Origin of the sequence: Pseudomonas sp. (assembly GCF_050739655.1) — a bacterium.
In the GTDB taxonomy this organism is placed as follows: Bacteria; Pseudomonadota; Gammaproteobacteria; order Pseudomonadales; family Pseudomonadaceae; genus Aquipseudomonas.
The window spans coordinates 1-12,570 of the sequence record NZ_JBOIBY010000419.1 but is presented as its reverse complement, the minus strand read 5'-3'; the positions used below and the strand labels follow the sequence as shown (position 1 = coordinate 12,570).

Here is a 12,570-nt window from a genome sequence, read left to right as displayed (position 1 = left end):
CTGTAGGAGCTGCCGCAGGCTGCGATCTTTTGATTTTATTTCTTCTTCAGGCAATCACTCATGAACGCCTTGCGCTCATCACCCTTCAGGGCTTTGGTCGCGGCGTCGGCATTACAGGTTTTCATTTTTTCCTGCTGTGGCGTCAGGGCCTTGCCGGCATCATTGGCCGCCGGGGCCGCTTTCAGACAGTTGCTCATGAAGGCTTTGCGCTCATCACCCTTGAGGCTTTTTGCAGTAGCGTCGGCGTTGCAGGTGGTCATTTTGTTCTGTTGGTCAGTGGCGGCGAAACCTTGGGAACAGAGCAGCAAACCGATCATCAACAAAGGGGCGCGCAACATCTTCATGGAGTTTTCTCCTTGTCGCCGCACCGAGGGGAACGGCCTTGTTCTGGAGTGTAGACAACACCAGTTACACCTTCCTGTTCTCCAGATGACCGCTCCCGCTTGCACCCGGCCTGAGGTGCAAAGATGCGCTCGTCGAGCTGACAAGGGATAATCGCCCCTCATTAACGTTATGGTTTTTCCCGATGCAATACGCTTACCCCCTGCTGGCCATTTTTATCTGGGCTGGCAACACCGTGATCACCAAGATGTCAGCCGGGGCTATCTTCCCCGCCGAGATCGGTTTCTACCGCTGGCTGCTCGCCGGTTTGTTGTTCACGCCCTTCATGCTCAAACAGGTACTCACTCACTGGCAGCAAATTCACCCGAACCTGGGCAAGATTTTCATCCTCGGCGTGCTCGGCATGGCGGTCTATCAGAGCCTGGCGTACTTCGCCGCGGCAATGACCTCGGCCACCAACATGGGCATCATCCTGTCGCTGATGCCCTTGATGTCCCTGGCCATGGCGATCATCAGCCTCGGCCAGCGCCTGACAGCCGGCGCATTGGCCGGTGCGGTACTGTCGTTCATCGGGGTATTGGTGGTCGTCTCGTCCGGCAGCCTTGGCTTGCTGATGGAACACGGCGTGAACCTGGGCGACGCGATGATGCTGATCGCCACGCTGGCCTATGCGATCTACAGCACCCTGCTGAAGAAATGGCAGCTGAAACTGCCGCCGTTGGTGTTGCTGTATTTACAGGTGCTGGTGGCGGTGGTTGTGCTGTTTCCTTTGTTCCTGGCCTCGCCAAAAGTCGGCCCGACCCTGCAGAACATTCCGTTGGTGCTGTACGCCTGCCTGCTGGCTTCGATGGTGGCGCCATTGGCGTGGATGCAGGCCGTGGTCCGCCTGGGGCCGAGCCGGACCGTGCTGTTTTTCAATTTGCTGCCCTTGATTACCGCACTGATTGCGGCAGTGGTGTTGCATGAACAGTTGGCGGTGTATCACTTGGTGGGCGGGGTGTTGACGTTGGGTGGGGTGATTCTTTCGGAGCGTTGGACGACGGTGTTGGGGCGTAATTTTAGCGTTGCCTGATCCGGCCTCTTCGCGGGCAACCCCGCTCCCACACTCTCTGTGGGAGCGAGGCTTGCCCGCGAAGAACGATAACGCGGTCTAAAGCCCAGCCGCGTTGAGCCGTGCCGCATGCTCGACAAACAACCGGACTGGCTCAGCCCCTTTGCCCAACAGTCCCAACGACTGGTTGACGATGTCGAAGTGGTCCAGCGGATATTCATCGCCGATCACTGTTCCCAAATGTGAGCTGTAACGCCCGACCATCCCGTCGCAATTCTCGCGCTCACGCACGAATGTCCTGGCAAACAACCGGCAGTAACGGCTGGTGCCATCAAACAGGTTACGCCCACGATCGGTCTTGCCCGGTTGCAAGGTCCCCGACCAGGAGTAGTACCGCACGCCACTCACTTCCTCCGGCCCGTGTCCGCCCCAGGATTCTGGTAGTCCCTGTGGATAACGCTGGTTGAAAAGTGCCACACCCTCGGTGGTCAGTGAGTGATGAGACCCGTGGATATCGACCGGCAGCTTCGGCCCGCGATAACCGGTATCCAACCAACAGATCAGCGCGCTGACGATCCGCAACAGACCTGTCAGCAGGCGCCCACGGACACTGTCGTGGGGATAGTGCCGATGCAGGTGATCCGCCAGTTCCGAGCCGTGATTCGGCCCCGCGACGGAGGTGACTGAAGCGACCAGATCTGGACGTTTTGCCGCCGCGTAGCGGGCGGTCAGCGCGCCTTGGCTATGCCCGATCAGGTTGACCTTTGCGGCCCCGGTCTCGCGCACGATTTCATCGATCCGCGCCAACAATTGCTCACCGCGAACCTCATTGGAGTTAATCGGCGAGACCTGTACTGCAAATACTACTGCGTCCCCACGGCGCAACGCCTCGACGATGCCGTACCAGTATGGATAAAACACTAATCGAATGAACCCGAGCATTCCCGGGACCAGCACCAGCGGATAGCGCGGAGCAGAATTTTGCGACATCGGCGGACATCCTTGTAATCGAGAGGCGATGCAAGGCGGGATGCAAGGCAGGATGCAAGACGTTCGCCAAGCTAAACCTGCGTAGATGACAGCTCGAAGAACAGTCTATGACATCCACCTTACTTCAGCCCCACCACCCCCGCCACGATCAACCCCACCGACAACAGCTTGATCACCGTCAGGCTTTCACCCAGCAATGCAAACCCAAGGAACACCGTGCCCAGCGAACCGATGGCCGTCCAGATCGGGTAGGCGATGCTCACCGGCAACTCGCGCATGGCCAGGGTCAGAAAGTAAATTCCGCCCACCGCCGCCACAACGGTGATCAATGACGGCCAGAGCCGGGTGAAGCCTTCGGCATACTTCATGCCCATGGCGAAGGTGACTTCAAACCCGGCAGCGATCAGCAAAAACAGCCAGGCCATCTAGAACTCCCTGGCCAGCGCGAGCAAGCGCTGTTCGGCCTCGGCGGCGGAAACCTCGAAGGTGCGAGCCTCGGACTCCTCACCCTCGGCCGCCACCACGGTGACGTCGGTGATGCCCATAAACCCCAGCGCTGTACGTAATAGCGGATCAGCGTGGTTCATCGCCTCCAGCTCACCACCCGGGCCAAAACCGAACCCGCCGCGACTGGTGACAATCAACGCCTTTTTACCCTGCACCAGCGGTTCGTACTGCGCGATGCCATTGTCCAGCGTGTGATTGAACGTCAGCCCGAGCCGCACAACCTGATCGATCCAGGCCTTCAAGCCGCTGGGCACGCTGAAGTTGTGCATCGGCGTGGAAATCACCAGCACATCATGGCCCAGCAATTCGCCGACCAACTCATCGCTAAACGCAAGATCCGCCTGCATCGATAGCGGCCGCGCTTGCGGTTCGGGATAGAACGCGGCAGCCACGAACGCTTCGTTGACCGGTGGGATCAACGCCCGCCCGACTTCGCGGCGAGTCAACAGTGCATGCGGATTACGCGCCTGCCAGGCCGAGAGAAATACCTCGGCAAGACGCCGTGAGTGAGAACGTTCGCCCCGTGGGCTGGCATGGATTGCAAGAATTCTACTCATCTGAATTTCCTCAAGGACTAAACTGCTTGTGGCTTGCACCTTGAAGCTCGCTGGTGCATCGCTTCAAATGAGGAAAAATCAGTCTGGATGAATTCATTTCATCCATGGAGTATTCAATGTTCGCCTCGTTGCCGCTGACCGCTCTGCGCGCCTTTGAATCCGCCTCTCGCCTTTTAAGTTTCAAGGCCGCCGCTGAAGAGCTTTCAGTAACGCCGACGGCGGTTTCCCATCAAATTCGATCGCTGGAGACCTGGCTCGGTGTACCACTGTTCGAGCGTCTGCCCCGACAGGTTCGCCTGACCCAATGTGGCGAGCGACTTTTTCACAGCCTGCATGGCGCGTTGCTGGAAGTGGCGCAAAGCGTCGACACCCTGCGGCCGCAACGCAGTGCTACGAACCTGACGATCTCCACCACTGCCGCTTTCGCCGCCCTGTGGTTGGTGCCTCGGCTGGGACGTTTCTACACCCGCCACCCAAACATCAACGTACGCCTGGACACCCATTGCGAGGTCATCGATCTGCATCAAGACGCCAGCGTCGATCTGGTGCTGCGCTACAGCCTCGATGATTATCCGAGCCTGTATGGCGAGTGCCTGTTCAATGAGTCTTTCGGCGTTTATGGCTCACCGGAGCAAGTAACTCGGGCCGCGAGTCGCATACCAACACTGATCAGCGTGCGCTGGCACAACTCCAGACTCTATGCACACGGATGGGAGGCATGGTGCGCGCAGTCGGGTGAAAACTGGCTAAGCGACCGGCCCGCTGTACGCGAATACGACGAAGAGCATTACGCCCTGCAAGCGGCGATTGCCGGACAAGGTCTGGTGCTGGCCAGCAATATTCTGGTGTCGGAAAGTGTGGCCAGCGGGTTATTGGTGGCTTATCGGGGAGAGATACAGGTTGACGGTGCTGGATATAGTGCATTGTGCGTGCCGGGTCGCGAGCGTCATCCGTCGGTGCGGGCATTTTTTGCCTGGTTACATGAGGAAGCGTTGACGTCAGGACTTGCCTTGGTTGAGTAGCTATACGGTCACGCCGATTATTTATTTCGAATAACACTCTCAGAAAGCTTCAACCAAATAAACTTTCAATTTATTCAAAAAAACAATATCGATAATCATAAGTTACAAAGTCCGCATGTACTTTTCCGAATAACGACTTATTCTAACAATCACAACCAGTTGGTTGTTTATATAAACAAGTAAAGGAATACAACCATGCACTTAGAAGAACGACTTGAATTTATTGCCTCTTTACCAGCCCTGCCAGTCGCCCCACCCTCGATCCGTACCTTTCTTTCACCAGAAACCCCAGCCCACGATACAAACAAACCAACCGCCAGCGTCATGCCTGACACTATAGATGCATTTTTGCCGGGTGTTTCGCAAGAAACCATCGACGACGTCAATCTTTGCAAACTGATCATGCAGAATGCGGCCACGAAATTCTTTCCCAAAGATGAGCAACTGTTCGAATGGTACAAATATTATGTTGATGGACTCAGCAAAATCGGCTGGGTCATTCAAAATAAGAACTTGCAAGAGATCACCATCAACAAAGTCGGCTTGACGATGGATCAGGTTGCTCTTGAGGTAGCAAAAGGCCTGGTAGGTGGCAATGCTGCCCAGGTTCTCGCCAATGTTGCGAAACAAGCGGTGGCTCACGTGCAACAGTCACCACGCGCCATCGATATTTTCACCAGGGAAAAAAGGCTTGGTACTCAGGCAAAATTCGACATCGCGCCAGTTTGGGTAGATGCAGGTAATCGGGCCAACATGGTTCTCAACTGTATCTCTCTGGATGCGCGGGAAAGCACTCGAGGCATCCTTTTCTGGAAATCGACCAGGCAGTCCACCACCATCAAAACGGGGGCAGTGCGCACTTACCTGGACAATAAAACGTTCTCGGGCATCCGTTCCGCTATTTATGATAAATATGTGGAAGAGGGTAAGAAGTTCATACTTGACCTTCCAGACTTCTAATTACCACCAACACTTTAAATCGGTAAAAACGCCGGATTGAAGCACTATCCGCCAAAGCCACGAGCCGAATACCTCATGGACAAAAGCATGTTTGACACCTATCTTGTTAGCGGTAACATCACAGTGTTTTGCGGGCGGCACACTGAAACCTTCAAGAAAGATATTTTGAGTTCCGGCCTATGCGCCGAACTTACTGCCACCCTTCGAGGCAATGACCGAGAGTCGTCCTGGGCCGCCTATGTCGATATTTCTAACAAAATACGCGGCCCCATGAGTAGTAGAACCTTTCAGCGATTTGAATTCAGGCGTGCCAACCTTTTAAAAATCGTGGAAGCTAGCGCTGAAAGTAATTTACCAACTTATGAGCGACAAGCACTTGCCAGCGCCTTTTCGCAAATAAAGCATTTACAGAGTGATTCTCCGATCACCAAGGCATTCCTTGATAAGCTCAGGATCAACTCATCCAGCACTGGTGATACAGCGACGCTACTGACGATTGTTCGAGCCGACAAGGCAGTGGTGACACTGCAGGTAGCTTTCAACACCGATGTAATGACACTCGATGTTCTGGACCAACCTTTACTAAACGCAACCGAGGACGGAAAAACCAACATCCGACTTTTGCGCAACTCACTGGATGAACGTAAATACAGCCTGATTCGGGATGAAATCATTAAAAAACTTGGAAATGAAATTGAAACGAAACTGCTTCATATCCCCCAGTGATTGACTGGAAAACCCTCATATTGATCGCTCTCGAGCGCAGGTTTCGAGAGCGATCAATACATTTTCAGACCCGCATCAGTTTTTAACTGTCTTGGGCGCCTTGCCCGCCTTCATCTGCTCCAACAATGGAGCACACTGGTTTGGCTCACCACCGCTCGGCGCCACCAGCGCCAGCAAACCGGCTGCCGGTGCAGCAATCACACCCAGCGCAACCATCCCGGCCCCGCGCAACATCAACGGCACCGCCTTCACCCCTGCATCGGGCTTGATGAACTTGCCCCGTACGTACAAGGGCGAGCGCAAGGAGATCAAACGCCAACCCTTGGATTCCGGGGTAATGGTGAGGTCCAGTTGCTCGGTCGCCATATTCGCCGTGCCATCGACATAGATGATTGCGTTCTCGGTATCGAAGACGAACAGGCGAGTAGTGGCCAGTCCGTTTTTGATCTCGAAATCGGATGCCGCGCAGTTGATCTTCACCTCCTTGTCGCCAAAGATTTTGCCAACCACGTAGTTGCCGACGTTCAAACCGGCCAACTCCATCAACTCGCGACTGACAGCACCGTCGTTGATCAGCATTTTCAGGTTGCCATTGGCACTGCCCAGCAGCTTGGCCACCGAATTGCCGCGCCCGCTGATGTCGGCATCGCCATTGAGCTCGCCGAAACTGGTTTTCATCGGCTCGAAGGTCGGGAACAACTGTTTGAGTTTGAAACCGCGCGCGGTGAGTTTCGCCTGGCCGTCCAATGGCTCGGTGCGTCCGTTCAGGCGAATCTGCGCATCGAGCTTGCCTCCCGCCACGCCAAACCGCAGCGGCTCAAGGCTAAGCACACCATCGGTCAGCACCAGATGCGTGTAGAGATCGTTGAATGGCAGTTTTTCGCTGTGAACGATGCGCTTGCCAGTGAACTCGACATCGGCGTCCATATCGCGCCAGCGTTCAGTCTTGAACTCTTCGACCGGCAACACCTTGTCCGCCGGCTGTTTGCTCTCGCCGCCGCGGGCCTTTTGCTTGGCATTTGAGTCGGCACCAATCAGCGGCGCCAGGTCGGCAAACAGCAGTTGGTTGGACAACAGTGAACCACTGAGCTTGGGTCGAGGCTTGCCAGCGGTGTAAGTCAGGTTGCCGTGGATATCGCTTTCGCCGATCTTGCCGTTGAACGCTTCATAGCGGAACACCGCACCACTGGGCTCATGCAGCCTGGCAATCAGATGCCCGTCGGTGGCGTACGGAGGCGTGTCCGGCAGGGTCACGCCAGTCAACGGGTAGAGATTGCCCAGGCTGGTGCCAGCCAGTTTCAAGCGCAAATCCAGGGCACCCAGGTTCGTCGGATCGGTCAGGGTGCCGGCCAGTTCGACGCTGGTGTCACCGATTTTTGCCTGCGCCTGAAGCGGAAATGGCTTGCTCGCATCTTGCAACGCCAGCAATCCTCCGATTTTGCCCAGGCCCGCCAGTTTCTGACCGTGGTATTGGCCTTTGACCTTCAGGCCAAACGCATAGTCCATGGGTGCGGCGCCCTGCTCCGATGCGGTTTTTGCCGCTTTTTCACCGACGATATCGCTGAACGGAATCGGTTTACCCAGCGGATCGATCAACACGTCGAGCTGAGTATTGAGGTTCTGGTCATCGAGGGTGACATGGCCCTTGTCGAAGCCGATCGCACCAATATCCACCACCCAGGGGGAAGGCTCGGCGTTCGGGTCCTTTGGATCGAACTTGAAGGTCCAGTTGGCACGTCCATCGGCCAGGCGCTGCAGCTCGGCATAGGGTTCTGTGAGGTCGATACGCGGAATCACCACCCTTTTTGCCAGCAAGGCCAGAGGCGAGATGCGCAGCTCGACACGCTTGAGACTGGCCATTTTTGGCGTCTTCGACCAGTCCGGGTTGCCCAGGCTCAGGTCTTCGGCCACCACATGCGGCCACGGTACCCAGGCACGCCAGCCGCCCTCGTCGAGCTCACGCCGCCAGACCACAGCCAGGTTGCCGTTGATGGCGAATGAGCGATGCAGCTCATCAGAGACTTTGGCATTGAGCGTCGGTTTGATCCGGTTCCAATCAAACAACACGATAATCAGCACCAGCACCGCCAGCATTAAAACGAGGCAGACCGTGGTCCAGGCGAAAACTCTACGAGTGCGCGTCATTGCACAAAACTCCTGATACGACTGAGCGTCTTGACTACTACGCCCATGAAAAACGCTGGGCCAGAACGGCCGGCTATGGAATCTACGACTGACAAACAGCCGGCAGGTTTAAACCAATGGCCGATTTTGCCGCATTCAATCGCTCGCTCGCCTCCTTCGGCGTTACCGGCCCCGCACTTTTACGCGGCAAGAGTGAGTCGAAAATACCCACTTCGGTGCAAAACCAATTACCGCAAAGCCCCGGTTTACAAGGGCTGCAGAGAACAATCAATTCCGTTGATTATTAACATTGCGTTTATGAACTTTTATATCGACTAATCGAGAGTAGCATTGGCTTCGTACCCAATTTTGTTGCCCTGCTGCGGAGCACCCGATCATGAAACGCCAACTCCTGCTTAGCCTCACACTTTCAATGCTGGCTAGCACTGCTTTCGCCATGCCAGCCGCCGAACAGGCCACTCCACAAGCCAAAGTCCACCATTCGGTGTTCATCCAAACCATCGCCGCTGATGGTTCCGACCGCACTCCTGGCCAAACCCTCGCTGCCGATGGCTCTGACCGCACTCCTGGCCAAACCCTCGCTGCTGATGGTTCCGACCGCACTCCAGGTCAAACCCTTGCCGAAGGCGGTGGTGACCGTGTAATCGAACGCAACAGCACCATGAGCTGAGTCCATGGTGGCCTTGAAAAAAAGCCCAATCACCGGATTGGGCTTTTGATTTTCTGCTGTTGAGTTCGCTGGAATAAAATTTATCCCTCGCTTGTCCTCCCTTTTCCCTCGTTCGACGCCAGCGAAGCCGATTTGCTAGAGTGCGCCGCTGTCCTTTCCTAGAAAACACCCTGCGATGCTGCCCCGCGCCGAACAGAAGCAACAAACCCGCAACGCCCTGATGGACGCTGCCCGCCATTTAATGGAAAACGGCCGAGGATTCGGCAGCCTGAGCCTGCGCGAAGTGGCGAAAACCGCCGGGATCGTCCCCACCGGTTTCTACCGGCATTTCGCCGACATGGATGAATTGGGCCTGGTGCTGGTAAGCGAAGTCGGCCAGACCTTCCGCGAAACCATTCGCCTGGTGCGCCACAACGAGTTCGTCATGGGCGGCATTATCGATGCGTCCGTGCGGATCTTTCTCGATGTGGTCACAGCCAACCGTTCGCAATTTCTGTTTCTGGCCCGGGAACAATACGGCGGCTCGCTGCCGGTGCGACTGGCAATTGGTCGTTTGCGCGAGAACATCAGCTCGGACCTGGCCGCCGACCTGTCGTTGATGCCCAAACTTCAACACCTGGATATCGCCGGCTTAAGCGTCGTGGCGGATCTGATCGTCAAAAGTGTGTTCGCCACTTTGCCGGACATCATCGACCCACCTGCCGAAGGGCTGCCTGAGCATCTGACGCCTCAGGCGAAGATCACTCAGCAATTGCGCTTTATCTTCATTGGCCTCAAGCATTGGCAAGGACTGGGCAGCACTGAGTGATGCCTGAAATGCAGGGGAAATCCGGGACGAACGGACGAAATCCTCTGTAGGAGCTGCCGCAGGCTGCGATCTTTTGATCTTGCCTTTTATAAAGTCAAAAGATCGCAGCCTCGTTTCACTCGTCAGCTCCTACACATCTCCTACAAGGGCATCCAAGCCGCTTTAATTTGGTGCGCCACGTGAAATCCTCGCACCAATTTCAACCATTCCTCCCAACGAACCGCCCCGCTTACTACGTTTCCCACAGCCATTTCCTACGCATCCGGTCGATTGGCAAGGCCCTTGCTCTAGCCTGAGCATTGTCCATTGCTGGAAGCTTTCCGATGCTGGTGATTCACCGCAGAGTCGACCCTCAACCCGTCTGGGCCGCTGAATTACACCTGACCTTCGAAGCCCGGAGCAAAAGCCGCTTGCGCTGTTTCAGTGCCGAGGGTGAAGACGTCGGGTTGTTTTTGGAGCGCGGTCAATCGCCGCTGTACGACGGTGAATGCTTGCAGGCTGAAGACGGGCGTTTCGTCCGAGTCTGCGCCCGCCCCGAACAACTGCTGCACGTCACCTGCGCCAATGCCTTCGAACTGACCCGCGCCGCCTATCATCTGGGCAATCGCCACGTTGCGCTGCAAGTTGGTGACGGCTGGTTGCGCCTGCTCGACGATTACGTGCTCAAGGCCATGCTCGAGCAACTGGGCGCTCAAACCGAGAACATCGAAGCGCCGTTCCAACCGGAACACGGCGCCTATGGCGGCGGTCATCACCATTCGCGCCACGGCGACGAAGACTTCAATTACCCGCCAAAACTGCACCAGTTCGGCGTACGCCTGTGAACCCCGCATGGGCATTGCTGCGCCTGGCCAGTCCGCAATTGCCGATTGGTGGCTACAGCTATTCCCAGGGCCTGGAGATGGCGGTGGAAGTCGGTCGCGTCCACGATCCTGTCAGCGCACGACGCTGGATAAGTGATCAACTGCTGCTCAATCTCGCCCGCTTCGAAGCCCCGCTGCTGCTCGCCCACTGCGAGGCCGCCGCCGCGCAAAACTGGAGCGAACTGCAAAAGCGTTGTGAAGAACATCGTGCCAGCCGGGAAACCCGCGAACTGCATCAAGAAAGCCGGCAGATGGGTTACTCCTTGCAGCAGTTACTCAACGGCCTCCCGGAACTCGACGCGCCCGCCCGTGCCTTTCTTGAGCAATGCCCCGAACCCCATTTGGCCCTGGGTTGGGCGCTGGCTGCCCGCGCCTGGCAGATCAGCCCACAGGATGCGCTGGCCGCGTGGCTCTGGAGCTGGCTGGAAAACCAATTGGCGGTGCTGATGAAAACCTTGCCATTGGGTCAACAGGCAGCACAACGCCTGACCAGCGAACTGCTTCCCCTGCTGCAACAAGCTCAGCAGAACGCCAGTCACACCCGCCCCGAACACTATGGCAGCGCCACGTTTGGCCTGTCCCTGGCGTGCATGGCCCACGAGCGCCAGTACAGCCGTCTATTCCGTTCCTAGGACTGTCATTCAGGAGAACCATATGAACACACAACCTCTGCGCGTCGGCATCGGCGGCCCGGTCGGCTCCGGTAAAACCGCCCTGACTTTGGCCCTGTGCCTGGCCCTGCGCGAGCGCTACAACCTGGCCGTGGTCACCAACGACATCTACACCCGCGAAGACGCCGATTTTCTGGTGCGCAACGAAGCGCTGGCACCGGAGCGCATCATCGGCGTGGAAACCGGCGGTTGCCCGCACACGGCCATTCGCGAAGATGCCTCGATCAACCTCGAAGCCGTGGATCAACTCAACCGCCGCTTTCCGGGGCTGGACCTGATTCTGGTGGAGTCCGGTGGCGACAATCTTTCGGCAACCTTCAGCCCTGAGCTGTCGGACCTCACGATTTACGTGATCGATGTGTCTGCTGGGGACAAGTTGCCGCGCAAGGGCGGGCCGGGGATCTGCAAATCCGACCTGCTGGTGATCAACAAAATCGACCTCGCGCCGCTGGTGGGCGCGTCGCTGACCCTGATGGACAGCGACACCACGCGCATGCGCAACGGCAAACCGTTCGTTTTCAGTAACCAGAAAACCGGCCAGGGCCTTGAAGAAATCATCGCTTTTATCGAACGTCAAGGCTTGCTGACCGCCGCCTGATCACGACTTATTCACAAGGAAGCCACTCCATGACACTGAAACGCATCCTGGGCGCCATGGCCCTGCTGCTGAGCCCGGCTATCGCTTTCGCCCATCCGGGGCACGGCGATAACGGCTTGATCGCCGGCGTCAGCCATCCAATCGGCGGCCTCGACCATCTACTGGCGATGCTCGCTGTCGGTTTGTGGGCGGCACAGCAACAAGGCGCGGCGCGTTGGGCGCTGCCGTGTACCTTCGTGGGCACCATGCTGATCGGCGGGCTGTTGGGTTTTGAGGGGCTGGAGTTGCCAGCACTGGAAAGCGGGATTGCCGCATCGGTGCTGGCGTTGGGTCTGGCAGTGGCGCTGGCGGTGCGTCCGCCGCTGAGTATGGCGGTGGGTGCCACTGCGCTGTTCGCCTTGTTCCACGGCGTTGCCCATGGTTTGGAATTACCGGACATGTCGAGTCCGTGGGCTTATGCGGCAGGGTTCGTGGCGGCGACAGCGGCATTGCATGCAGCCGGTTATGCGGTGGTGCGGGTATTGCCTCAGGCGGCTGCGCCGATGGTGCGACTGGCGGGGGCGGCTTCGGCGGCTACTGGGGTTTGGTTGTTGGCAGGGTGATTATTTATTGCCTGTAATGGCCTCTTCGCGGGCAAGCCTCGCTCCTACAGGATTTGAG

Annotated in this window: 16 protein-coding genes; 11 read left to right on the top strand and 5 right to left on the bottom strand. The window is 57.0% G+C overall.

Annotated elements, in window-relative coordinates; all coding sequences use genetic code 11:
• Window positions 1–35 precede the first annotated feature (35 nt).
• Complete coding sequence (locus ACRESJ_RS20505; protein WP_431759522.1) at window positions 36–344, bottom strand: PsiF family protein; 309 nt, start codon at window positions 342–344, stop codon at window positions 36–38.
• A gap of 182 nt (window positions 345–526) precedes the next feature.
• On the opposite strand from ACRESJ_RS20505, the gene ACRESJ_RS20500 reads away from it, so the two are divergent.
• A complete protein-coding gene (locus ACRESJ_RS20500) occupies window positions 527–1,414 on the top strand; it encodes a DMT family transporter (RefSeq protein ID WP_431759521.1) in 888 nt (295 codons plus the stop codon).
• Window positions 1,415–1,492: 78 nt separating this feature from the next.
• Here the strand turns inward: ACRESJ_RS20500 and ACRESJ_RS20495 are convergent, their stop codons facing one another.
• The 3 genes from ACRESJ_RS20495 to ACRESJ_RS20485 form a co-directional block, all read right to left on the bottom strand.
• The gene (locus ACRESJ_RS20495; RefSeq protein ID WP_431759520.1) at window positions 1,493–2,383 is read right to left on the bottom strand and encodes an esterase/lipase family protein; all 891 of its coding nucleotides are present in this window, start codon (window positions 2,381–2,383) and stop codon (window positions 1,493–1,495) included.
• A 119-nt stretch (window positions 2,384–2,502) separates the two neighbouring features.
• Window positions 2,503–2,808, bottom strand: coding sequence for a DMT family transporter (locus tag ACRESJ_RS20490; protein WP_431759519.1), 306 nt, complete (start codon window positions 2,806–2,808; stop codon window positions 2,503–2,505).
• Window positions 2,809–3,447 (bottom strand): FMN-dependent NADH-azoreductase, encoded by a 639-nt coding sequence (locus ACRESJ_RS20485; protein WP_431759518.1) that lies wholly within the window; start codon window positions 3,445–3,447, stop codon window positions 2,809–2,811.
• A 104-nt stretch (window positions 3,448–3,551) separates the two neighbouring features.
• Between ACRESJ_RS20485 and ACRESJ_RS20480 the strand changes: the two genes are divergently transcribed.
• The 3 genes from ACRESJ_RS20480 (at window position 3,552) to ACRESJ_RS20470 (ending at window position 6,155) form a co-directional block, all read left to right on the top strand.
• Complete coding sequence (locus ACRESJ_RS20480) at window positions 3,552–4,469, top strand: LysR substrate-binding domain-containing protein (protein WP_431759517.1); 918 nt, start codon at window positions 3,552–3,554, stop codon at window positions 4,467–4,469.
• 195 nt (window positions 4,470–4,664) lie between these two features.
• The gene (locus ACRESJ_RS20475) at window positions 4,665–5,429 is read left to right on the top strand and encodes a hypothetical protein (protein ID WP_431759516.1); all 765 of its coding nucleotides are present in this window, start codon (window positions 4,665–4,667) and stop codon (window positions 5,427–5,429) included.
• Window positions 5,430–5,516: 87 nt separating this feature from the next.
• Window positions 5,517–6,155 (top strand): hypothetical protein, encoded by a 639-nt coding sequence (locus ACRESJ_RS20470; protein WP_431759515.1) that lies wholly within the window; start codon window positions 5,517–5,519, stop codon window positions 6,153–6,155.
• Between the two features lie 75 nt (window positions 6,156–6,230).
• On the opposite strand, the gene ACRESJ_RS20465 is transcribed toward ACRESJ_RS20470, so the two are convergent.
• Window positions 6,231–8,300 carry an AsmA family protein gene (locus ACRESJ_RS20465; RefSeq protein WP_431759514.1) on the bottom strand — a complete coding sequence of 690 codons (2,070 nt, stop codon included), beginning with the start codon at window positions 8,298–8,300 and terminating at the stop codon, window positions 6,231–6,233.
• Window positions 8,301–8,416: 116 nt separating this feature from the next.
• Between ACRESJ_RS20465 and ACRESJ_RS20460 the strand changes: the two genes are divergently transcribed.
• The 7 genes from ACRESJ_RS20460 to ACRESJ_RS20430 all read left to right on the top strand — a co-directional run bounded on the left by ACRESJ_RS20460 (window position 8,417) and on the right by ACRESJ_RS20430 (window position 12,512).
• Window positions 8,417–8,587: a hypothetical protein gene (locus ACRESJ_RS20460; protein WP_431759513.1), complete on the top strand. Its 171-nt coding sequence runs from the start codon at window positions 8,417–8,419 to the stop codon at window positions 8,585–8,587.
• A gap of 89 nt (window positions 8,588–8,676) precedes the next feature.
• Window positions 8,677–8,970: a hypothetical protein gene (locus tag ACRESJ_RS20455; protein ID WP_431759512.1), complete on the top strand. Its 294-nt coding sequence runs from the start codon at window positions 8,677–8,679 to the stop codon at window positions 8,968–8,970.
• A gap of 175 nt (window positions 8,971–9,145) precedes the next feature.
• Window positions 9,146–9,778, top strand: coding sequence for a TetR family transcriptional regulator (locus tag ACRESJ_RS20450; RefSeq protein ID WP_431759511.1), 633 nt, complete (start codon window positions 9,146–9,148; stop codon window positions 9,776–9,778).
• A gap of 323 nt (window positions 9,779–10,101) precedes the next feature.
• Window positions 10,102–10,602 carry an urease accessory protein UreE gene (gene ureE / locus ACRESJ_RS20445; RefSeq protein WP_431759510.1) on the top strand — a complete coding sequence of 167 codons (501 nt, stop codon included), beginning with the start codon at window positions 10,102–10,104 and terminating at the stop codon, window positions 10,600–10,602.
• Entirely contained in the window at window positions 10,599–11,273 is a 675-nt protein-coding gene (locus tag ACRESJ_RS20440; protein ID WP_431759509.1) for an urease accessory protein UreF, read from the top strand. Before ureE ends, ACRESJ_RS20440 begins: the two co-directional genes overlap by 4 nt.
• A 22-nt stretch (window positions 11,274–11,295) precedes the next feature.
• Window positions 11,296–11,910, top strand: coding sequence for an urease accessory protein UreG (gene ureG, locus ACRESJ_RS20435; protein ID WP_274076826.1), 615 nt, complete (start codon window positions 11,296–11,298; stop codon window positions 11,908–11,910).
• Between the two features lie 29 nt (window positions 11,911–11,939).
• Window positions 11,940–12,512, top strand: a complete 573-nt coding sequence (locus ACRESJ_RS20430; protein ID WP_431759508.1) for a HupE/UreJ family protein — start codon at window positions 11,940–11,942, stop codon at window positions 12,510–12,512.
• The last annotated feature ends 58 nt before the right edge of the window (window positions 12,513–12,570 follow it).

Bases quoted from the DNA above. Each gene is read 5' to 3' on its own strand.
- ACRESJ_RS20475 (WP_431759516.1), top strand. From the start codon at position 4,665: ATGCACTTAGAAGAACGACTTGAATTTATTGCCTCTTTACCAGCCCTG.
- ACRESJ_RS20455 (WP_431759512.1), top strand. From the start codon at position 8,677: ATGAAACGCCAACTCCTGCTTAGCCTCACACTTTCAATGCTGGCTAGC.
- ACRESJ_RS20450 (WP_431759511.1), top strand. From the start codon at position 9,146: ATGCTGCCCCGCGCCGAACAGAAGCAACAAACCCGCAACGCCCTGATG.
- ACRESJ_RS20495 (WP_431759520.1), bottom strand. From the start codon at position 2,383: ATGTCGCAAAATTCTGCTCCGCGCTATCCGCTGGTGCTGGTCCCGGGA.
- ACRESJ_RS20485 (WP_431759518.1), bottom strand. From the start codon at position 3,447: ATGAGTAGAATTCTTGCAATCCATGCCAGCCCACGGGGCGAACGTTCT.
- ACRESJ_RS20505 (WP_431759522.1), bottom strand. From the start codon at position 344: ATGAAGATGTTGCGCGCCCCTTTGTTGATGATCGGTTTGCTGCTCTGT.
- ureE (WP_431759510.1), top strand. From the start codon at position 10,102: ATGCTGGTGATTCACCGCAGAGTCGACCCTCAACCCGTCTGGGCCGCT.
- ACRESJ_RS20470 (WP_431759515.1), top strand. From the start codon at position 5,517: ATGTTTGACACCTATCTTGTTAGCGGTAACATCACAGTGTTTTGCGGG.
- ACRESJ_RS20490 (WP_431759519.1), bottom strand. From the start codon at position 2,808: ATGGCCTGGCTGTTTTTGCTGATCGCTGCCGGGTTTGAAGTCACCTTC.
- ureG (WP_274076826.1), top strand. From the start codon at position 11,296: ATGAACACACAACCTCTGCGCGTCGGCATCGGCGGCCCGGTCGGCTCC.
- ACRESJ_RS20500 (WP_431759521.1), top strand. From the start codon at position 527: ATGCAATACGCTTACCCCCTGCTGGCCATTTTTATCTGGGCTGGCAAC.
- ACRESJ_RS20430 (WP_431759508.1), top strand. From the start codon at position 11,940: ATGACACTGAAACGCATCCTGGGCGCCATGGCCCTGCTGCTGAGCCCG.
- ACRESJ_RS20460 (WP_431759513.1), top strand. From the start codon at position 8,417: ATGGCCGATTTTGCCGCATTCAATCGCTCGCTCGCCTCCTTCGGCGTT.
- ACRESJ_RS20465 (WP_431759514.1), bottom strand. From the start codon at position 8,300: ATGACGCGCACTCGTAGAGTTTTCGCCTGGACCACGGTCTGCCTCGTT.
- ACRESJ_RS20480 (WP_431759517.1), top strand. From the start codon at position 3,552: ATGGAGTATTCAATGTTCGCCTCGTTGCCGCTGACCGCTCTGCGCGCC.